The organism is Catenulispora sp. MAP12-49 (genome assembly GCF_041262705.1).
GTDB lineage: Bacteria > Actinomycetota > Actinomycetes > Streptomycetales > Catenulisporaceae > Catenulispora.
Map to the genome: position 1 here is coordinate 67,168 of NZ_JBGCCP010000034.1, position 19,137 is coordinate 86,304.

18 protein-coding genes and 1 tRNA gene are annotated in these 19,137 nt (G+C 71.0%); 6 read left to right on the forward strand and 13 right to left on the reverse strand.

Annotated elements, in window-relative coordinates:
* Positions 1 to 151: 151 nt before the first annotated feature.
* The 3 genes from ABIA35_RS39385 to ABIA35_RS39395 all read right to left on the reverse strand — a co-directional run bounded on the left by ABIA35_RS39385 (position 152) and on the right by ABIA35_RS39395 (position 3,947).
* Positions 152 to 1,795, reverse strand: coding sequence for a serine/threonine-protein kinase (locus ABIA35_RS39385; protein ID WP_370361322.1), 1,644 nt, complete (start codon positions 1,793 to 1,795; stop codon positions 152 to 154).
* Positions 1,796 to 1,901: 106 nt separating this feature from the next.
* Positions 1,902 to 3,455 (reverse strand): succinic semialdehyde dehydrogenase, encoded by a 1,554-nt coding sequence (locus tag ABIA35_RS39390; RefSeq protein WP_370361323.1) that lies wholly within the window; start codon positions 3,453 to 3,455, stop codon positions 1,902 to 1,904.
* Between the two features lie 87 nt (positions 3,456 to 3,542).
* Complete coding sequence (locus ABIA35_RS39395; protein ID WP_370361324.1) at positions 3,543 to 3,947, reverse strand: hypothetical protein; 405 nt, start codon at positions 3,945 to 3,947, stop codon at positions 3,543 to 3,545.
* On the opposite strand from ABIA35_RS39395, the gene ABIA35_RS39400 reads away from it, so the two are divergent.
* From ABIA35_RS39400 to ABIA35_RS39415, 4 genes are all read left to right on the forward strand, one after another.
* Positions 3,928 to 4,323, forward strand: a complete 396-nt coding sequence (locus ABIA35_RS39400; protein WP_370361325.1) for a hypothetical protein — start codon at positions 3,928 to 3,930, stop codon at positions 4,321 to 4,323. The genes ABIA35_RS39395 and ABIA35_RS39400 overlap by 20 nt on opposite strands.
* A 270-nt stretch (positions 4,324 to 4,593) precedes the next feature.
* Entirely contained in the window at positions 4,594 to 6,435 is a 1,842-nt protein-coding gene (locus ABIA35_RS39405) for an alkaline phosphatase family protein (protein WP_370361326.1), read from the forward strand.
* A 54-nt stretch (positions 6,436 to 6,489) separates the two neighbouring features.
* Positions 6,490 to 7,134 (forward strand): TetR/AcrR family transcriptional regulator, encoded by a 645-nt coding sequence (locus tag ABIA35_RS39410; protein WP_370361327.1) that lies wholly within the window; start codon positions 6,490 to 6,492, stop codon positions 7,132 to 7,134.
* Positions 7,135 to 7,221: 87 nt separating this feature from the next.
* Positions 7,222 to 8,088 (forward strand): alpha/beta fold hydrolase, encoded by an 867-nt coding sequence (locus ABIA35_RS39415; RefSeq protein ID WP_370361328.1) that lies wholly within the window; start codon positions 7,222 to 7,224, stop codon positions 8,086 to 8,088.
* Here the strand turns inward: ABIA35_RS39415 and ABIA35_RS39420 are convergent.
* Positions 8,054 to 9,100, reverse strand: coding sequence for a nitronate monooxygenase (locus ABIA35_RS39420; RefSeq protein WP_370361329.1), 1,047 nt, complete (start codon positions 9,098 to 9,100; stop codon positions 8,054 to 8,056). The two genes, ABIA35_RS39415 and ABIA35_RS39420, sit on opposite strands and share 35 nt — an antisense overlap.
* Before the next feature lie 258 nt (positions 9,101 to 9,358).
* Here ABIA35_RS39420 and ABIA35_RS39425 point away from each other — a divergent pair, with 258 nt between their 5' ends.
* Entirely contained in the window at positions 9,359 to 12,298 is a 2,940-nt protein-coding gene (locus ABIA35_RS39425; RefSeq protein ID WP_370361330.1) for a LuxR C-terminal-related transcriptional regulator, read from the forward strand.
* 22 nt (positions 12,299 to 12,320) lie between these two features.
* Here the strand turns inward: ABIA35_RS39425 and ABIA35_RS39430 are convergent, their stop codons facing one another.
* Positions 12,321 to 12,848 carry an ABATE domain-containing protein gene (locus ABIA35_RS39430; protein ID WP_370344723.1) on the reverse strand — a complete coding sequence of 176 codons (528 nt, stop codon included), beginning with the start codon at positions 12,846 to 12,848 and terminating at the stop codon, positions 12,321 to 12,323.
* A gap of 57 nt (positions 12,849 to 12,905) precedes the next feature.
* Here ABIA35_RS39430 and ABIA35_RS39435 point away from each other — a divergent pair, with 57 nt between their 5' ends.
* Positions 12,906 to 14,204 (forward strand): MFS transporter, encoded by a 1,299-nt coding sequence (locus tag ABIA35_RS39435; protein ID WP_370361331.1) that lies wholly within the window; start codon positions 12,906 to 12,908, stop codon positions 14,202 to 14,204.
* A 231-nt stretch (positions 14,205 to 14,435) separates the two neighbouring features.
* Here ABIA35_RS39435 and ABIA35_RS39440 read toward each other — a convergent pair whose 3' ends face one another.
* The 8 genes from ABIA35_RS39440 to ABIA35_RS39475 all read right to left on the reverse strand — a co-directional run bounded on the left by ABIA35_RS39440 (position 14,436) and on the right by ABIA35_RS39475 (position 19,119).
* On the reverse strand, positions 14,436 to 15,098 hold the full coding sequence (locus tag ABIA35_RS39440) for a Type 1 glutamine amidotransferase-like domain-containing protein (protein WP_370361332.1): 663 nt from the start codon (positions 15,096 to 15,098) through the stop codon (positions 14,436 to 14,438).
* 142 nt (positions 15,099 to 15,240) lie between these two features.
* On the reverse strand, positions 15,241 to 15,645 hold the full coding sequence (locus tag ABIA35_RS39445) for a hypothetical protein (RefSeq protein WP_370361333.1): 405 nt from the start codon (positions 15,643 to 15,645) through the stop codon (positions 15,241 to 15,243).
* Between the two features lie 21 nt (positions 15,646 to 15,666).
* Positions 15,667 to 16,020, reverse strand: coding sequence for an MmcQ/YjbR family DNA-binding protein (locus tag ABIA35_RS39450; RefSeq protein ID WP_370344727.1), 354 nt, complete (start codon positions 16,018 to 16,020; stop codon positions 15,667 to 15,669).
* Positions 16,021 to 16,078: 58 nt separating this feature from the next.
* A complete protein-coding gene (locus ABIA35_RS39455) occupies positions 16,079 to 16,738 on the reverse strand; it encodes a polysaccharide deacetylase family protein (RefSeq protein ID WP_370344728.1) in 660 nt (219 codons plus the stop codon).
* 147 nt (positions 16,739 to 16,885) lie between these two features.
* Positions 16,886 to 17,167: a hypothetical protein gene (locus tag ABIA35_RS39460; RefSeq protein ID WP_370344729.1), complete on the reverse strand. Its 282-nt coding sequence runs from the start codon at positions 17,165 to 17,167 to the stop codon at positions 16,886 to 16,888.
* Between the two features lie 612 nt (positions 17,168 to 17,779).
* Positions 17,780 to 17,852, reverse strand: a tRNA-Lys gene (locus ABIA35_RS39465).
* 87 nt (positions 17,853 to 17,939) lie between these two features.
* Positions 17,940 to 18,509 carry a DNA-3-methyladenine glycosylase I gene (locus ABIA35_RS39470; protein ID WP_370344730.1) on the reverse strand — a complete coding sequence of 190 codons (570 nt, stop codon included), beginning with the start codon at positions 18,507 to 18,509 and terminating at the stop codon, positions 17,940 to 17,942.
* 49 nt (positions 18,510 to 18,558) lie between these two features.
* Entirely contained in the window at positions 18,559 to 19,119 is a 561-nt protein-coding gene (locus ABIA35_RS39475; protein ID WP_370344731.1) for an ATP/GTP-binding protein, read from the reverse strand.
* Between the last annotated feature and the right edge of the window lie 18 nt (positions 19,120 to 19,137).

The window sequence follows — 19,137 nt, forward strand, 5'->3', positions numbered from 1 at the left end:
CAGCTCCATCCGGTGGCTGTGACAACGCCGAAGACAACGTTTTGGGTACCACTGAGTACAACGTTGTAATAGGCATTTAACAGACCGTCAGCCGATGAGCAAGGCCTGACATCAGGAGCCTGCTTAGGCTGGCGCGAAACCGTGCCCCGCGTTACTGCTTGCTCAGGTCCGCTGTGAACGACCCGAGGGTCAGCAGCATGGAGCCGTCCTGGTTCACGGTGTAGACCTCGTCGTACGTGATCGGCACGCAGCCGGGGCTGGCGGTGCTCGGGATGACGCGCAGCACCATGCGCGAGGCGTCGGCGGACACCAGGGACGTATTGATCCGGCAGATCTGGCCGCCGCCGCCGTCGTTGGTGACCGTGCCGACCGTTTGGCCGGGATGCCCCTGGGCGACGGTGACGGCGATGGCCAGGGGCGTGGGGAGCAGCGGGCCGGTGGCGGTGCCCTGCCACGATCCGAGGTACTTGCCGGGGATCGAGCCGCTGGGGGAGGAGGCGCCGGGGGTCGAGCTGGCGGGAGCCGGGCCGTTGGGTGCCGAGGCGCCGGGAGCCGAGGTGGCTGTCGAGCTCGGCGTTCCCGAAGTCGAAGAGGAAGTGGCGATCGCTATGGAGATTGCCGCCACCACCACGACCGCGCCGGCCCCGAGTGCGGCGAGCAGCGGTCCGCGGCTTTTGGGCTGTGCCATCGGCGGTGCGGTCTGCCACGAGGGCTGCATCGCACCGGTCATCGTCGCCATGGCGGTCATCGGGGGCTGCGATGTCGGCGGACCGAAGGTCTGCTGCGGCGGTGGGTAGGCCGCCGCCGTCGCTGTCGGTGGCGGGGGAAGTGGCCGGGTCGGCGAACTCGCGGGACCGACCGGGGGACCGGCCGGCCCCGTGCCGCCTCCGGCATCGGCTTCGAGGTCCAGCAGCTCCACGGCCAGCCGCCCGACCGAGGCCGAGATGGCCGGCGGCAGCCAGCCGGCGGCGCCGAGCAGGGCCGTCTGCCCGCCGGCCTCCAGCCCGGCTCGCAGCTGCTCGGTCGTGGGGCGCTCCGCGGGGTTCTTCGCCATGCACGCCGCGACGAGCGCGCGCAGTCCGGGGTCGAGGCGCCCGAGATCGGGGGCCTCATGAAGCACGCGGTACAACAACGTCGCAATAGGTTGATTCTCGCCGAACGGCGGCGTCCCGGCGGCGGCGAACGCCAGCACCGCGCCGAGCGAGAACACGTCGCTGGCAGGTCCCACCGCCATGCCCTGCGCCTGTTCCGGCGACAGATACCCCGGCGAGCCGACCAGCAGGCCGGTGCGGGTGAGCTGCACCGCGGCGTCCAGGGCCCGGGTGATCCCGAAGTCGATCAGCCGGGGCCCGTCCAGGGCGAGCAGGACGTTCGAGGGCTTCACGTCCCGGTGCACCAGGCCGAGTCCGTGCACCGCGCCGAGGGCTTCGGCCAGGCCGGCTCCGAGCGCGCGCACCGATGCCGGCGGCAGCGGCCCGAACTCGCGCACCGCCGCCTGCAACGACGGCCCGGCCACGTATCCGGTCGCGACCCACGGCTGCGGGCCCTCGGTGTCGGCGTCGAACACCGGCGCCGTCCACCGCCCGCCGACCCGCCGCGCGGCGGCGACCTCCTGCCGGAAGCGGGCCCGGAACTCGCTGTCGTTCGCGAAGTCGGCGTGCACCCGCTTCACCGCGACGGTCCGGCCGCCGGCCGTCCGTCCGAGATAGACCAGGCCCATCCCGCCGGAACCCAGCCGTCGCAGGAGCCTGTATCCGCCGATCCATTGCGGATCGTCCGCCGTCAGCTCTTCCATCCCCGACCCGCTCTCCTCAGGCCCCGCGCACCGGAGAGGCCCGTCTCCCCGGTCACGATCGCGGCAAGCAGGACCGACCCTAGTGCACGCGGGAACGGGGACCGGGTCAGCGGATGCCGAGCTTGCGCATGAAACGCAGGCCCTTGATGGTCTTGTCGACCTGCTTGGTCCAGTCGGTGTCCGGCGGGTTCGTCAGCACCTGCTTCTTCAGCACGGCGACGTTCTGCACGTCGGTGTACTTCAGCATGCCGGCGTCGCCGTGGCGGCTGCCGACCCCGGAGGCCTTGAACCCGCCGGAGGTGCTCTTCTTCGAGGCGTAGGAGGCGGCCAGGCCGTCGTTGACGTTGATGTTGCCGGCCTCGATCCGGCGGCCGACGGCCTCGGCGGCCTTGCGGTCGCCGCCCCAGACGCTGGCGTTCAGGCCGTACTCGGTGTCGTTGGCCATCGCCACGGCCGCCTCGACCGAGGCGTACGGGTAGATCGCGGTGACCGGCCCGAACGTCTCCGCCTTGGCCAGGGCCATGTCCGGGGTGACGTCGGTGAGCACGGTCGGCTCGAAGAACGCCGGGCCCAGATCGGGGCGGGGCTTGCCGCCGGTCAGGACGGTCGCGCCCTTGGCGACGGCGTCGTCGACGTGCCCCTGCACCCGCTCCCGCTGCGCGACCGAGACCAGCGATCCCATGTCCGGCGAGAAGTCGTAGGCGGCGGCGACCCGGATCGCCTGCACGGCTTCGACGAAGCGCTTGGTGAACTCTTCCCGGCGCCGCTCCGAGACGTAGATGCGCTCGATGTGCATGCACGCCTGGCCGGTGTTCAGGAACGTGGCGGTGACGGTGCCGGCGATCACCTCTTCGAGGTTCGCGTCGTCCAGGACGATCAGCGGGTTCTTGCCGCCGAGCTCCAGCGTGCAGCCGATCAGGTGCTGCCCGGCCTGGGCGCCGATCACCCGGCCCGTCGCGGTCGAGCCGGTGAACATGACGTAGTCGGCGCCCTCGATCAGCGCCGCGCCGATGTCAGGGCCCTCACCGCAGACGATCTGCACCAGACCGGCGGGCATCCCGGCCTCGTAGAGCAGATCGACGCCATAGGCGACGTTCAGCGTGGACTTGTTGTCCGGCTTCAGCACGACGCCGTTGCCGGCGATCAGCGCGGGCATCGCGTCGGACAGGCTGGTCGCGAACGGGAAGTTCCACGGCGAGATCAGGCCGACGACCCCCTTGGGGATCCGGACCTCGGTCGAGGTGGAGACCAGCGGCACCACCCCGCCGTGCTTGCGCTCCTTCAGGATGCGCGGTGCGGCCTTGATGTAGTGGCTGGTCACCATCAGCACGTCGCAGGTCTCCTCGAAGGCCATGCGCCGGGCCTTGCCGGTCTCGACCTGCATCAGGTCGGCGACGACCAGCCCGCGCTCCAGCAGCAGCGCGTGGAACCGCTTCATCACGCCCAGCCGGCGCTTGAGCGGCCAGCCGGCCCAGACCGCCTGCGCCGCTCGGGCTGCGGCATAGGCGGTCCGGACGTCGGCGGGATCGGACTGCGGCAGGTCCACGACCTTGTCGCCGCTGTAGACCTCGGTCACCGCGTGGGCGCGGCCGCTGGTGGCCACGACCATGCCGGTGAGCTTCGCGAGCAGTTCGGAGGTGACCGAAGACGGCAGGCTCATGGCGGGAATGTAACGCGTTCTAGTTGAGATGTCTTCAGTGTCTTTAGCTGTCTTCAGTTGTCTTCAGTTGTCTTCAGCGGCGTGACTTCAGTGCTGCGGATGGCACGCCTGGTCCGCCGCCGCCTTCTGCCACTCGATGTCGGCTCCGTCGATCGTCCATCCGGGCGTGTTCGGGGTCTGCCGGGGCAGGGCGACGTCGATCGTCTCCGTTCCCCAAGACCGGTCGACCCGGACGGCGATCGGGAACGGTCCGGAGGAGACCGCCGTGCAGTCGGTGACCCGGTAGGCGACCACCATGATCGCGGTCTGGCCCGGGTGCAGGTCGAACGGCGGCTGCTTGCCGCCTATGTCCGAGGCCTGCTTCAGTCCCTCGGCATCGGTGGGGCCGACCAGGCGCAGACCCGGGCCGTCCTGGCCGATGCCGGTCACGCGCACGGTGGTCCAGCCGGTGTTCTTCACCGGGACCTGTTGCGTGAGGATCTTCGGGTTCACCAACACCGAGCTCTCCAGGGCTGTGTCGCTGTTGTACGCGATGTGCGTGGGCGGCCGGGGATCGCGAGACTGTTCCCCGACTACGAGGTTCGACCTCGTCACCAACCCGGACGGCAGCGTCAGCCTGCGGGCCCACGCCAACGCACGGCTCGTGACCGCCGACAACGCGGGCGCGTCGCCGCTGATCAACAACCGCACCGGCGTCGGGCCCTGGGAGGAGTTCGACCTCATCCACAACGCCGACGGCAGCGTGAGCCTGCGGGCCCACGCGAACGGCGAGATCGTGACCGCCGACAACACCGGTGCCTCGCCGTTGATCGCCAACCGTTACGCGATCGGGCCGTGGGAGTCGTTCGACCTCGTCTACGACAGCTGATATCCGCTCGGCCTGTGGAACAGCGGGCCGCGGGACCTGACTGGTCACGCGGCCCGCTGCTGTCTGTCGCGCGAGGCTCTGGCCGACAGCCGCCGACGGAGTTACCTTGCCCCCGTGCGCAAAGTTGGCCAGACAACTAGGTGTTGGCTATACAACTTCGATCCGTTCACCGGGCGAGGAACTCCCGTCAACCTCACGTATCCATAGTCCAACTGCACGTAGTCCAGGTCCGCAGCCCGCCCACACTCGCTGAACGGAAAAGGATCCCGTATGAGTTCTCTGTCCCTGCGCCGCGCCGCCGGAGGCGGCCGAACAGCCCTGCTGGCCACGGCCGCCGCGCTGGCCCTGCTCTCCGGCGTCCTGTCGGTGACCGCCGCCCGGCCCGCGCACGCCGCCACCACCAGCGGCAACCTGCTGGTGGACGCCGGCGCCGAGAGCGCGGCCCAGTGCTCGTCCGACGGCCTCGACGACATGACGATGCCGGGGTGGACGATCGTCTCCGGCGACGCGAACGCCGTGTGTTACGGCGCCTCCGGCTATCCGGACGCGAACACGCCGGGCTCGCCGACGCGCGGGAAGCAGTTCTTCGCCGGCGGGGCGACCGGGAACTCGGACCTGGCGCAGACCGTCGACGTGTCCTCGGCCGCCTCGGCGATCGACGCCGGGGGCGTGCCGTTCAACCTGTCCGGCTGGCTCGGCGGGTACGCGGGCCAGAACGACCGCGTGGGAATGAACGCGACGTTCCTCAACGCGTCCGGCGCCTCGGTCGGGACCGCGAGCATCGCCCCGGTGACCAGCACCGACCGGGGCAGCGTCACCAAGTTCCTGCAGCGCTCGGCCACCGGGACGCTGCCGGCCGGCACCCGCTCGATCAAGGTGGACCTGGTCTTCACCTGGACCGCCGGCGACACCACGGACGGCTACGCCGACGACGTGTCGCTGACCGTCGGGGCGAACGTGGCCACGCCGGCGCTGACCGCGCCGCCGTCCTCGGTGCCGGGCTTCGACCATGTCTTCGTGGTCTACATGGAGAACGAGGACTACTCCGGCATCGTCGGCAACACCTCGCAGGCCCCGTACATCAACAGCCTGCTGGCCCAGGGCACGTCGCTGAGCCAGGCCTACGCCACCACGCACCCGTCCGACCCGAACTACGTCGCGCTGGCCGGCGGCGGCCTGTACGGCCTGCACGACAACAGCATCGCCACCACCACGATCAACGCCCCGCACGTCGGCAACAGCGTCGAGGCGGTCGGCAAGACGTGGAAGACGTACGTCGAGAACGAGAACGGGAACTGCGACTACACCTCGCACGGCTACTACGCCCCGGACGACGTGCCGTTCACCTTCTTCCAGAACTTCAAGGCCGACGAGTCCGCGACCGGCTACTGCGCCCAGCACGACCAGCCGCTCACCCAGATGACCACAGACCTGAAGTCGGCCGCGACCACCCCGAACTTCGTCTGGTTCGAGCCGGACGACTGCGACGACATGGAGTCCTGCGGCGTCACCGACGGCGACACCTGGCTGAGCAAGACGCTGCCGGCCATCTTCAACTCCCCGGCCTGGACCCAGCAGAAGTCCCTGCTGATCCTCACCTGGGACGAGGGCGCGACCAAGGCCTACGGCCCGAGCTACCCCAACCGCATCCCCACGCTGCTGCTCGGATCGCAGAACTCGGTGAAGGCCGGCTACACCAGCTCGCAGCGCACCGACCAGTACGGCCTGCTGCGCACCGTCGACAAGGCCCTGGGCCTGGCGCCGCTGACCAACAACGACGCCTACGCGGCCACCGTCAACGACGCCTGGGGCGGGACGTCCAACAGCGGCCCGACGCTGACCACCTCGACGCCCAGCGTGGCGAACGGCTCGTCGGTGACGTTCTCCTACACCACCCCGCCCGCGACGAACAGCACGAAGAACTGGATCGGCATCTACAAGCCGAGCGACACGCCCGGCAGCCAGGCTTCCACGGCCTGGCAGTACACCCCCGGGACCAGCGGCAGCGCCACGTTCACCGCGAACTACGGCGCCGGCACGTACAAGGTCTACTACTTCAGCAACGACGGGTACTCGGTGCTGGCCGGGCCCGTGACCCTCACGCTGAACTAGAACCGCCGCTTCTCTGATCCCGGCATCACGGCCGGGATCAGGGAAGCTTGAGCTGTGAACGAAGACCCCGACATCGGTACCGACCCCGCCGCCCCGGTCGGCTACCGGCGCTCGGCCGGCACGCCCCGGGCCCAGGCGCGCCGCCGCGAGCTGCTCGACAGCGTCACCGACGACCTGGCCGAGCACGGCCTGGTCGACTTCTCGCTGCGGCGGGCGGCCAAGGCGGCCGGCACCACGCACAAGGTGCTGCTCTATCACTTCGACGGTGTCGAGGACCTGCTGCGCGAGGCCGTCGAACGGCTGCGGGAGCGCCGCCTGGCCTCCTCGCTGGCCGCCGCCTACGCCCCGGACCAGGCCCCGACGCTGGCCGGCCGGATCGGCGCGGTCTGGCCGGTGCTGACCGGCTCCGGCGAGGGGCAGCGGGCGCTGGACCAGGCGCTCGGCCTGGCGATGTACGACCCCGACCGGCACGCGGCGCTGGCCGTCGACGCCGCGGGCCACTTCCTGCCGGCGCTGCGGGCCATGTGCCCGCCGCAGTGGAGCGACCGGCGCAAGGACGAGATCGCCGAGGTGGTGTTCGCGGCGCTGCGCGGCTTCCTGGTGCAGCGCCGCACGGGAGGTACCGACGGCGGCAGCGGCGGCGAGGCCGGGTTCGCGGCCCTGCTGCGGATGCTGGAGCGGGAGGAGGCCGCCGACTGACCGTGCGAGCCCGCCGACTGACCGCGCGCAGATGTGAACCATGTGGTTCACTTGAGGGAAGAAGCGTCGCGGCAGGAGGTAGCACCCGTGAACGAGGTCGAGCTTTCCGCAGGAGTCATCGAGTACGAGGACCGTGCCGGCCCCGGGACCACCCTGGTGTTCCTGCACGGCCTGCTGATGGACGAGACGCTGTGGACGGAGGTCGCGGACGGCCTCGCACCGGGCCACCGCTGCGTGATCCCGGTCCTGCCGATGGGAGCCCACCGCAAGGGGATGCACCCGGACGCGGACATGTCGCCCTGGGGGATCGCCGCGCTGGTCGCCGAGTTCCTGGACGCCCTCGATCTGCGCGACGTCATCCTGATCGGCAACGACACCGGCGGTGTGCTGGTGCAGCTGCTGATGGCCGACGGACCGCCGGAGCGGATCGCCGGCGCCGTCCTGGTGTCGTGCGACGCGTTCGACAACTTCCCGCCCGGTCTGACCGGCCGCGCGCTGTTCCTCACCGGCAAGCTCCCGCCGGCGCTGTTCGGGATGTTCATGCAGCAGATGCGGCTGAAGATGGTGCGCCGCCTCCCGCTGGCGTTCGGCTGGCTCACCAAGCGCGGCGACGCGGTGGTCAAGCGGTGGATGCGGCCCATCTGGCGGCAGCGGGAGATCCGTCGCGACACCGTTCGGGTGCTGCGTGCCGCGGCTGCGGACCGGAACGTGCTCACCGCTGCCGCGGAGAAGCTGGCCCGGTTCGACCGGCCGGCCTTGGTCGTCTGGGCGCAGCGCGATCGGGTGATGCCGCCCGAGCACGGCCGCCGGCTCGCCGACCTGATTCCCCATGCCCGCTTGGTCGAGATCGAGGACTCCTACACGTTGGTCCCGCTCGACCAGCCGGCTCGGCTCGTGGCCGAGATCCAGAGTTTCGTCGCTAAGAAGCCGTCGCTTCTGCGGCCAGCCGAGTGAGGGCGTCGGCGACGCTCTCCTCACGAGCCTGCCGCCAGCCCGTGCCGGCCCACAGGTGGACCAGGTCCGTGTCGCCGGCCGCGGCGGCCGCCTTGCGCAGTCCGGTGGTGAGGTGGTGCAGCGCCGGGTAGCCGAGCGGGGCGTGGGTTTCGTAGGTGTCGATGAAACGGTTGCGCAGAGCCCGCGCGGGACGGCCGGTGAACGCGTGGGTCACCGTGGTCTCCGTGAACGCCGGATCGACCAGGGCGGCCTGGTGGGCTGCCGAGGCGCCGCTTTCGTGAGTGCGCAGCAGGACGGTGCCGACCATCGTGGCGTGCGCGCCGGCGCGCAGGGCGTCCGCGACATCTGCGGCCGTGGCGATGCCGCCCGCGGCCAGAAGCGGCAGCCCGACCGCGTTCCGCACGTCGCTGACCAGGTCCGGAAGGGCGATGGAAGCAAGCGGCCGAGTGGGGGAGAGGGTCGCTGAGTGGCCGCCGGCCGCCGGGGCCTGCACGACCAGCGCGTCCACGCCGATCCGGGCTGCGGCAAGGGCTTCGGCGGTCGTGGTGACGGTCTGCGCGACCACGGTGCCCGCGTCCTGCAACACCTTCACAGCATCGGCGCCCGGCAGTCCGAAGGTGAAGGACACCAGGGGAACCGGATCGCGCAGGAGCAGGTCGAGCTTGTCCGCCCAGGCGTCGTCGTCCTCGTTCCGGGGCTGCTCGCTCGGCAGGGTGAGGCCATAGCGCCCGGCCTCCGGCTGCAAGGTCCGGCCGTAGTCGCGGTAGTCCTGCACGGAGACCGGGAGCGGGTTCGGTGCGAACACGTTCACACCGAACGCCGCCCCGGTCAGCATGCGGACCTCCGCGATCTGCGCGGCCAGGGCCCCAGCGGTCTTGTACCCGGCCGCCAGGAGACCGAGTCCGCCGGCACCCGCGGCGGCGGCGACCATCGCCGGAGTACTGGGCCCGCCGGCCATCGGTGCGGCCCAGACGGGCAGGTCGGCGTGGAGGGAAGCCAGGTCGCGGGTCATGGCGGGACTCCTCGGTGCGGGACGGTGTGCTCACCGACGACGGTACGTCGCGAGGGCGATCTTCGGAAACGCGGTGCCCGTCGAGACGGCTGATCGCAGACAGGTACCAACTCGGCGCCGGCCTGTGGCTGCTTTTCCTCACGTTCACCGCGCTGTACGGACTGTTCATCGCGCGGGAAGTCATTGCCATGCGCCAGAAGGGGAAATAGGCACCCTGGCATATCGGCTCCCGGGATTGGAGAGTCTTATGGTGTGTCGATGCCACTGATAAGCCCTTCGCGGTTCGACGGGCCCCTTGTGGGACGGGACGCGGAGAGCGCGCGCCTGGAACAGGCCGTCAGCATGCTGCGATTGGGGCACGGCGCCGTCGTGGAGGTCGTCGGCGATCCCGGCATGGGGAAGACGAGCCTGCTGACCGCGCTGGCGGCGATGGTGGCCGGGACCGGGACGCGGCTGGCCCGCGGGAACGCGGTCCGCGGCGGGGCGGCCCCCGGCCAGATCTTCGCCAGCGCCTGGGAGGAACTTCTCGGGCCGGGCACGCTGGACCGCGAGGCCTCGCTGGACCCGCAGTCGGCCAGGGCGCTGGCCGCCGGGTGGGCCGTCGGGGCCGGCGGTGCGGTGCTGCTCGACGACGTGCAGTGGTGCGATCCGGGGTCCGTCGAGATCGCCGTGGGGCTGGTTCGCAATCCCGTGCCCGGACCCTTCTTGCTCGCCCTGGCGCACCGTCCGCGGCAGACGAGCCCGGCGCTGCTCGCCGCCCTGGACGACGGCGTCCGCATCGGCACCGTCATCCGGGTCGAGGCCGCGCCGTTGGCCGCCGACGCCCTGTGCGAGCTGGCCGGGCGCTGGGCCGGCGGGGCGATCGCGAAGGCGGCGGGGACCGGCGCGGGGACGGCCGCGGACGAGGCCTGCGACCACCGGCTCGGCGAGGCGGCCGGCGGCAGCCCGCGCAATCTCAGGATCCTGCTGGCCGGCGGCTGGGACCCGGTGCTGTGGCCGTTCCAGGCCGGCGGCGACCCCGGCGGGCTGCTGCGGGAGGCGGCCGCGCTGACCTCCGAACTCGACCTGGTGTCCGCGGACGCCGGCGTGGTCCTGCGCGGAGCCGCCATCCTGGGCGACCCGTTCCGGCCCGAGGACGTCACCGAGGTGTGCGGGCTGCCGACCGACCGGGTCCTGGCCGCGCTCGGCGAACTGTCGCGGGCCGACCTGGTGCGGGCGCGCGGCGACGGCGAGTTCGTCTTCCGCGATCCGGTGCTGGGGCACGTCGTCCACGAGCACGCCAGCTTCTCCGAACAGTCGGCGGGCCACCGGCGCGCGCTGGACCTGCTCGTCAAGCGCGACGCCGCCGCGACGGCACTGGCCCGGCACGCGGAGAACCTGCTGGGCACGGCCTCGGAGACCGCCGCGCCGATCCTGGCCCGGGCCGCCGCCGAGGTGGTGGCGCGCGACCCCGCCGCCGCGGCGCACTGGTCGCGGCTGGCGCTCGAGTACATCCCGCACGGTGGCTCCGCGCGGCCGGAACTGGAGATCCTGCTCTGCCGGGCCCTGATAGCCGTGGGCCGGCTGGACGAGGCCCGGACGCTGGTCCACCGGGTGCTGGGGCACGTCGCGGACCTGCCGTGGCAGCTCGCGCTGCGGGCCTACGGCGCCGCCGCGGACGTCGAGCGGCTGCTGTGCCGCTACGCCGAGGCCGAGGCCATCGCCGCCACGGCGCTCAGCCTGCTGCCCGACCCCGGGCCCGGCAAAACGCTGCCGCTCGAGGCCGTCATGATGGTCTACGAGTACGCGCTGGTGCAGACCCTGCGCGGGGACCACGTCCAGGCCCGCGAGATGATCCGCGCGGCGGTGGACACCACCGCCCGGCCCGTGCACCCGACCGAGGTCGCGATCCGCTGTCTGGAGCTGTGTCAGGACTCTTACCTGGGGGACGTGGAGACCGCCGTCCTCGCCATGCGGCAGTGCGCGAACGCCGTGGACGCGCTGGCCGACCCGCAGGCCGGTCAGTCCCCTGAGATGTTCGCCACCCTCGGCATCGCCGAGCTCTACCTGGAACGGTTCGACGACGCCTCCCGGCACCTGAAGCGCGGCCTGAAGGTCGCCAGCGGCGGCACCCAGCTGCACGTGGTGCTGCACCTGCTGCTCGCCCTGGCCTCCGTGGACGTGTTCAGCGGCCGGCTGGAGACCAGCACCGAGTGGGCGGTGCAGGCCGAACGACTCGCCACCGCCATCGGATCGGAGGAAGGCGTCGGACTGGCCAAGGCGGTCCAGGCCTCGGCCATGATCTGGACCCGCGGCCAGCGCGACGTGCGCGAGATCCTGGCGCTCGCCGAGTCCGCCATCGCCGACGTCGAATCACACCGCAGCTGGTGGGCCCTGAGCGCACTCGGTTTGGCGGCCCAGGTGCAGCTGCTCGGCGGCGACCCCGAGGGCGCCCTGCGGACCATGCTGGAGCGTGCCGACGGACAGGACGTGGCAGCGGCGCAGCCCGCTCTGGAACCCTCGCTCAAGGGCGTGATGGCCATGGCCGCACTCCGCTGCGGCGACCTGGCGGCGGCGCGGCGCTGGACCGAGGACGCCGAATCTGCCGCGGCCCGCCTCGCCCTGCCCGGCCAGACCGCGAGCGCCATGCGCGCCCGCGCCGCGCTGCACCTCGCCGACGGCCGCCCGGACCTGGCCGTGGACCTCTTCGAGCGGGCCGCCGACCGTTTCGAGCGGGCCGGCGCCCCGATCCAGCGGGCCTGGACCCAGGCGATGGGGGCCGCGGCCGCCGATGCGACGCAGGGCCATGACGCGGCACTGGTGTGGCTGGACGCCGCCTCGGTTGCGGCGGATGCGCTCGGCGCGCTGTGGGTGCAGGAGGACACGGTACGCGCGCGTGCGGAGTTGGAGATCGGCCGGGGCGACGGCGACGGGGATGCCGACGGGGACACCGACGGCGGTAGTGGCGTCGGCGGCGACGCGCCGCAGGCCCATGGCGACGGGCCGCTGGGCATGTTGAGCGAGCGGGAACGGGAGATCGCGGCGCTCGCCGCCGAGGGGATGCGGTCGCGGGAGATCGCGCAGCGGCTGTTCCTCAGCCCGCGGACGGTCGAGGCGCATCTGGGGCGGGTGTATCGGCGGCTGGGGGTCTCGTCGCGGGGTGAGTTGCCGCGGATCATCGGAAACCAGGGGGAGAAGGGCAGTAAGGACGGTGCCTGAACGCCGTTCGGCGGCAACGCGGTCAGGCCTGCTCGTCATCCTTGTGCCGCGCGTAATGCCGCGCTGCCCGAGCCCGGTTTCCGCAGGCGGGGCCACAGAATTCCTGGCGCGGGTGAGTCCGCGCGAAGAACTGCACGCAGCCCGGCGCCTGGCACGCGCGTAGCGCCTCACGCTCCGGCCCGCCGAGCAGCGTGATGGCGTGGCGGGCGATGGTCCCGAGCAGGGCCTCCGGGTCGCTTCCCACCGCCTTCCCCTCCTTCTCCGCGACGCGTCCGGCCCCGTCGAGTTCGAGCCAGAACGGGGCGCCGGCCGAGGCGGTGTTGACCATCCGCAGCGCCTCGGCCGGATAGGGCTCGTTCGCGATCGCGGCGTTGATCAGGGCCCGGATCCCGTCGCGCAGTTCTGTGAATCGCGCCTTCTGGGCCTGCGGGATCCCCTCCGGCGCGGCGCTGTGGGACGCCAGCCAGCTCGGCAGGGCGTCGCGGATCTTGCCGCGCGCCATGGAGAGCGTGTTGGCCAGGTCGAGGGCGAGGGTGGGTCCGGCTTCCATATTCTTATGGTACTCGCTAGTTGCATCCGTTAGAAGTCTCTGCCACTCTTCTCACGCATGACGACCATCTCTCCTGTTAGAAGCGCTGGTGGCACCGACAGCCTGTGGCGCAACACCGACTTCCTGAAGTTCTGGTCCGGCGAGACCCTGTCGCTGTTCGGCACCCAGGTCACCAACCTCGCGCTGCCGCTCACCGCGATCCTGTCGTTCCACGCCGGCGCCGGGATGGTCGGCGTGCTGAGGTTCCTGCAACTGGTGCCGTATCTGGTCCTGGCGCTGGTGTTCGGCGCGCTGGTGGACCGGATGCGCCGCAAGCGCGTGATGATGGTGGCCAACGCCGCGCGGATGCTGCTGGTCGGCGCGATACCGGTGCTGTCGGCGACCGGGACGCTGACCTTGCCGTTGCTGCTGACGCTGGCGTGCGCGATCGGGGTGTTCTCGGTGCTGTTCGACGTCAGCTGGATGTCGTTCGTCCCGACGCTGGTGGGCGATCCCGCGCACTACCTGGAGGCGAACCAGAAGACCGGCGTGACCGCCTCCAGCGCGGACGTCGCCGGACCGGGCCTGGCCGGCGCGATCATCGGCGCGCTGACGGCCCCGATCGCCTTGGCCGTCGATGCCGTCTCGTATCTGGTGTCGTTGGCGACGCTGCTGTGGATCCGCACACCCGAGCCCAAGCCGGCCGCCGGGGCCGGGACCGGGACCGGCGACGGGACGGGAGCCGGGGCGCGGCGCGGCATCCCGGGGGAGATCGCCGAGGGCCTGCGGTTCGTCCTCGGGCACCGGCTGTTGCGCTCTCTGGCGCTGATCGGGCCGTTCACGAACTTCTCCATGGTGTCGGTCTGGACGATGTTCCTCGTCTACGCCTCCCGCGACCGCGGCCTGAGCCCGGCGTTGATCGGCGTGGTGTTCTCCGTCTCCTCGATCGGGGGCCTGATCGGCGCCGCGCTTTCTCGCCGGCTGCTGGCCCGCCTGCCGCTCGGGCCGGTCTGGGCGGTGTCGATGTCGGCGCTGTTCGCCGGCCCGCTGCTGATCGCGGTCGCCGGCGGGCCCCGGGCCGTGGTGTTCGGCTGCTTCACCGCGGCCTTCTTCGTGTCCTACCTCGGGCTCGGGATCGCCAACGTGGTCGGCGTCAGCCTCCGCATGAACGCCACGCCGCCGCAGCTGCGCGGGCGCATGACGGCGGCGTTCCGGACGCTGCTGTTCGGCGGCGGCTCGCTGGGCGGCCTGCTCGGCGGCGTGCTGGCCCAGACGCTCGGCGCGCACACCGCGATCACGGCGATCGCGATCGGCTCCGCGGTGATGCTGGTGCCGGTCGCGCTGTCGCCGGTCTCGCGGCTGCGGAGCCTGCCGTAGGCGGTTCAGCCCAGCGGGCCAGCCGGTGCCTTGCGCGGGCGCCCACGCCATCGCCGCCCACACACAACGTCACCCATCCCCGACCCCGCGCCACCAGCGGATCCCGCAAACCATGCGCAAAGCCGTAAAAAGCTCCTAAAAACCACCAGCCGACCGCACCAACACCCCACGCCACCCCACACTGACCCACACCGACCCACACCCCAGTCAGAGCCGTCCTTTTCGACCGTGTCAGAAGAGTCGCCAGTGCCCCTCGGACACGACCTCGACGACCCCGTCGACGACCTTGACGGCCGTGTCGTCGTCGATGGCGTAGGCCGGGTTCGGCAGGTCGGCCGCCCAGCGTTCGGCGTCGGCCATGGTGTTCTCGGGCAGGGCCGGGTGGTCCAGGTGCGGGAAGAGGGAGAAGTCGACGACGCCCAGGGTCTCGTCGCTTCCCGTCGGGGACTTCCAGCCGACGAAGTCGTCTCCGATGCGGGGCGTCATCACCATGCTGCCGGCGCTCAGTCCGACCCATACCTTCTCGGGCAGGGTGGGAAGCAGGTCCGCCAGGCCGGACTCGCGCATCCAGTGGCACAGGTAGAGCGCGTCACCGCCGTTGGCGAGCAGGACGTCGGCCTTTTGCACCCACGGCAGCCAGCGTTCGGCGCCGATGCTGGGCAGGGCGGTGAGCTCAAGGACGCCCATGGACTTCCAGCCGAGCTCGCACATCGGGGTGGTGGCCTGGCCGGTGATGAATCGCCAGGCTCCGGCCGGGCTTCCCATGGGGTGTCCGTAGCCGGCGGTGGGGATGCACAGAGCGTCGGCTTCCTCGATGGGTTTGCCCAGGAGGTCGAGCAGGGCCTGCCGGATGCTGGGGTTCTTCACTCCGGCGGAGGTGAGGAGCAGTTTCACGATGCCTCCAGCGCAGGGGTGATGGTCCCTGCGGACAGGGTGCTGGAGCCCGCTGTGGTGGGCGGGCGGCCGGGACCGGTCCCGGTTGTCGGCAGTGTGGCACGCGGGACTGACAATGATTCGGCTGAATCGCGTTACCGGATCACAGCGCCGGCCCGTCGACGTGCTCGACCTTCCCCAGCGCGTCGACGGTGTAGAGCGCGATTCCGAGCCTGCCGCGCACCTCGGAGGGCACCCGCTGCGCGAACCGGACCACCGTCTTGGCCACGACCAGCACGTACGTGGTGTCCGGCTCGCCCTTCATCCGCCGCAGGAGCTGTCCGTAGCCGATGTCGAGGCTGGCGCCGGAATCGCGGGTGAATCCCTTCGCCTCGGCGACGAGCCGGCGGCCGTCGACGTGCCGGGCCTCGATGTCGGGGAAGTCACCGTGCTTCGGGAGGTCCTTGCGTGTCCAGCCCTGCTCTGCGAGCCAGGTCGAGAAGATCTCGACGACGGTGGCCTCGGAGCCGGGGCCGTTGATGGGGCTCCACAGATCTGAATTCGACACGTGCGCAGGATATGTCGCCGGCTACGCCCCGAGAGCGGCGCGCTGGGCCCGGGTCAGCGACTTCACGACCAGGTCGTAGGAATCCTCGATCATCTCCACGACCATCTGCTCGCTCAGCGAGCCGTCGATCGTCACCGTGTTCCAGTGCCGCTTGTTCAGGTGGTAGCCCGGGATGATCGCCGGGTGTGCGGCCCGGAGGCTCACGGCGAGCTCCGGGTCGCACTTCAGGCTCACCGACAGCGGTTCGTTGTCCAGCCGGGTGATCGCGAAGACCTTCCCGGAGACCTTGAACACCGAGGTCTCGGCGCCGAAGGGGAAGTCCTCGACGGCTCCGTGGAGGGCGAGGCATGCCGACTTCAGCTCGTTCGGAGTCATGGGCCAACAGTATGCGGGCCGTCTGACGCCCCCGCCGCCCGGACGCTCACGCCCTCGGTCACCTGGCCCACGTCGCGAACGTGTACCCCCGCGCCTTCAGGGTCCTGAGTATCCCGCTGAGCGCCGCGACGGTCTGGCTGCGATCCCCGCCGCCGTCGTGCAGCAGCACCACGGACCCCGGCCGCACCTTGCTGAGCACCCGGTTCCGGATCGTGGCCGTGCCGGGCCGCGACCAGTCCCGCGGGTCGACCGTCCACAGCACGAGCTTCTTGCCGAGCGCCGAGGCCTGGGCCCGCACAGCGCCGTTCACCGCCCCGTACGGCGGCCGCAGGCAGCAGGGGCGGTAGCCGGTGTGCGCGAGGATCTGCCGGTCGGTGGCGCTCACCTGGTACTGGATCTGCGCCGCGGTCAGGTTCCGCAGGTCGGGGTGGGACCAACTGTGGTTCTGCACGCTGTTGCCCCGCCGGTACACCTGGGACGTCAGCGACGGATGCGCGGCCACGTTCTGCCCCACCTCGAAGAACGTCGCGTGCACCCCGTACTGCGCCAGGACCTTGAGGACCTGCGGGGTGTAGCGGCTGGGGCCGTCATCGAAGGTGATGTAGACGACCTTCTTGCTCGCCGCGGCGGCCGGCGCCGCCGAAAGAGTGACGCCGAGCACGGCCAGGACGGCCGCGACGGTGAGGGCTCCGGCCCTGTGTAATAGTCCTTTGATCATCTCGGACAAATTCCCCGGGCGGTCGGGGAAATGTTCGATGGGCGGCTATTTCCCCCATTAGGCCCTCAAAGGGATTCAGACGGCGAACCACGGCGAAGACCCCCGGCAGCCAGTCTGCCAGGGGTCCCAGAAGCCCGATCCGACCGCTTATCGGGGCTCCCCGCAACGCGCCGACGCGACGGCGTACCACGAGCCGTCCGGCTCCTGAGTGTTGTACGAGATGGTGATCCCCGACAGGACCGTGTAGTCGCCGATGAGGTTCTGCTTCGCGTTGTTCTCGGCGAGCCCCTGGGTGGCGCCGACCCCGGAATCCGAGCACGGGAAGCTCGTCGTGGCCGTCGCCGCGGAGGCTGCGCCCACGCCCAGGCCGATCACGGACGTGGCCAGGGCGGCCGCCGTGGTCAGACGGATCACGCGTCGTGCGATCATCAAGGTCTCCGATCAGTAAGGGTGCTGGTCAGCCGCATCATCGCACTGGAATTGCCGGAAAGACAGAGCCCTGAGTCAGGGATTCTCTGCGGCCGGGGGTCTTGCGCCCGATCTATTCGACGCCTGACGCCGCGGTGAACTGAGTCACCAGGGAGGCGAACCGGTCGGAGTCCTGGACGAGCATCGCGTGGCCGGGTCGACGCCGCCGTGGTGGCCGTCACGGCCGTGGCTGGCGTGGCTGGCGTGCTCGGAGCGTTGCTCGGAGCGCTGCTCGGGTGCCCGCCTCCGGACGAACAGGCGGCCGCCCCGAGGGCCACCGTGGCGGCCGCCACGGCCAGCCGAGGCCGCGTGCGGGCCAGGGCGCGCAGCGTGCGGCGCGATGCGGCGATGGGCGGGAGCGCGATGTCGGTGAACCACTCAGCCGTTGTCATGCCTAAGAGCATCCGCCGACGTGCCGCGAAATCCTTCAACCCGAGGGTGCAGCGCGGGTGCAAACCGGGTTGAAGTCCACACTGGACGGTGATGTCGGCCTCGGTCCGACAGGTTCGAGCTCTTCGGGGCCTGAAACGCAAAATTCCCAGCTCAGAAGCCTGAGCCGGGAACTGCTACGGGTGCGCCGCCAGGGACTTGAACCCCGAACCCGCGGATTAAGAGTCCGCTGCTCTGCCTATTGAGCTAGCGGCGCTTGATCTTGCTGGTGTCGCGTTGACGGGTGAAACATTAGCAGATCTCCAGGGCCCCTGTTGACCACGTTTTCGCGGTGCCGGGGCCCTCAGGCGGCGGCGCGGAAACACCCCTTCAGGTGGTCGTCGACCATGCCGGTGGCCTGCATGAGGGCGTAGGCGGAGGTGGGGCCGATGAACTTCACGCCGGTCTTCTTCAGGGCCTTGGCCATGGCCTTGGACTCCGGGGTCTCGGTCGGGGTCTCGGTGAAGGACTTGGGGCGGCGGTGGGTGCCGGGGGCGAAGCTCCACAGGTAGGCGTCCAGGCCCTCGGGGAGGTCGCGGACGATGCGGGCGTTGTGGATCGCGGACTCGATCTTGGCGCGGCTGCGGATGATGCCGGGGTCGGTCAGGAGGCGCTCGACGTCGGCCTGGGTGAGGGCGGCCACGGCGTCGATCTGGAAGTCGTGGAAGGCCTTGCGGAACGCCTCGCGTTTGCGCAGGACGGTGATCCAGGCCAGGCCGGCCTGGAAGCCCTCCAGGCTCAGGCGCTCGAACATCGCGTCGTCGCCGTGCAGGGTGCGGCCCCACTCCGTGTCGTGGTACGCCGCGTAGTCGCCGCCCGTGCCGGCCCAGCCGCAGCGGGCAAGGCCATCTTCGCCAGTCACCAGATCTTGCACGTCGTCCATCGTAGGCGGGGGTGCTGACAGGTTCGGCGCTCCCGGTCGTTCACGCCTCCTCGGCGTGCCACTTCACCGCGTGTTCGACCAGGGCCAGCAGGACGGTGACGGTGGAGGTGCGGTCGCGGGCGTCGCAGATCATGACCGGGGTGGAGGCCGGGATGGCCAGGGCCTCGCGCAGGGCGTCCTCGCTGTAGGCGCGGGCGCCGTCGAACTGGTTCACCGCCACCACGTGCGGCATGCGGCGGTGCTCGAAGAAGTCGATGGCGGCGAAGGCGTCGGCCAGGCGGCGCACGTCGGCCAGGACCACCGCGCCGACGGCGCCGCGGGCCAGTTCCTCCCACAGGAACCAGAACCGTTCCTGGCCGGGGGTGCCGAACAGGTACAGGATCAGGTCCTCGGCCAGGGTCAGGCGCCCGAAGTCGAACGCCACCGTGGTCGCGGTCTTGCCGGGCACGCCGACGGTGTCGTCGATGCCGCGTCCCACCGAGGTCATCTCGGCCTCGGTGGTCAGCGGCTCGATCTCGGACACCGTGCCGACCAGCGTGGTCTTGCCCACGCCGAATCCGCCGGCGACCAGGATCTTGGCCGTGTTCTGCACGATCGTCATCGCCGCCGCCCCAGTCCC

Coding starts and splice junctions, on each gene's coding strand:
- ABIA35_RS39385 (WP_370361322.1), bottom strand. CDS start 1,795: ATGGAAGAGCTGACGGCGGACGATCCGCAATGGATCGGCGGATACAGG.
- ABIA35_RS39390 (WP_370361323.1), bottom strand. CDS start 3,455: ATGAGCCTGCCGTCTTCGGTCACCTCCGAACTGCTCGCGAAGCTCACC.
- ABIA35_RS39405 (WP_370361326.1), top strand. CDS start 4,594: ATGAGTTCTCTGTCCCTGCGCCGCGCCGCCGGAGGCGGCCGAACAGCC.
- ABIA35_RS39420 (WP_370361329.1), bottom strand. CDS start 9,100: ATGACCCGCGACCTGGCTTCCCTCCACGCCGACCTGCCCGTCTGGGCC.
- ABIA35_RS39425 (WP_370361330.1), top strand. CDS start 9,359: ATGCCACTGATAAGCCCTTCGCGGTTCGACGGGCCCCTTGTGGGACGG.
- ABIA35_RS39430 (WP_370344723.1), bottom strand. CDS start 12,848: ATGGAAGCCGGACCCACCCTCGCCCTCGACCTGGCCAACACGCTCTCC.
- ABIA35_RS39435 (WP_370361331.1), top strand. CDS start 12,906: ATGACGACCATCTCTCCTGTTAGAAGCGCTGGTGGCACCGACAGCCTG.
- ABIA35_RS39450 (WP_370344727.1), bottom strand. CDS start 16,020: ATGACTCCGAACGAGCTGAAGTCGGCATGCCTCGCCCTCCACGGAGCC.
- ABIA35_RS39455 (WP_370344728.1), bottom strand. CDS start 16,738: ATGATCAAAGGACTATTACACAGGGCCGGAGCCCTCACCGTCGCGGCC.
- ABIA35_RS39460 (WP_370344729.1), bottom strand. CDS start 17,167: ATGATCGCACGACGCGTGATCCGTCTGACCACGGCGGCCGCCCTGGCC.
- ABIA35_RS39475 (WP_370344731.1), bottom strand. CDS start 19,119: ATGACGATCGTGCAGAACACGGCCAAGATCCTGGTCGCCGGCGGATTC.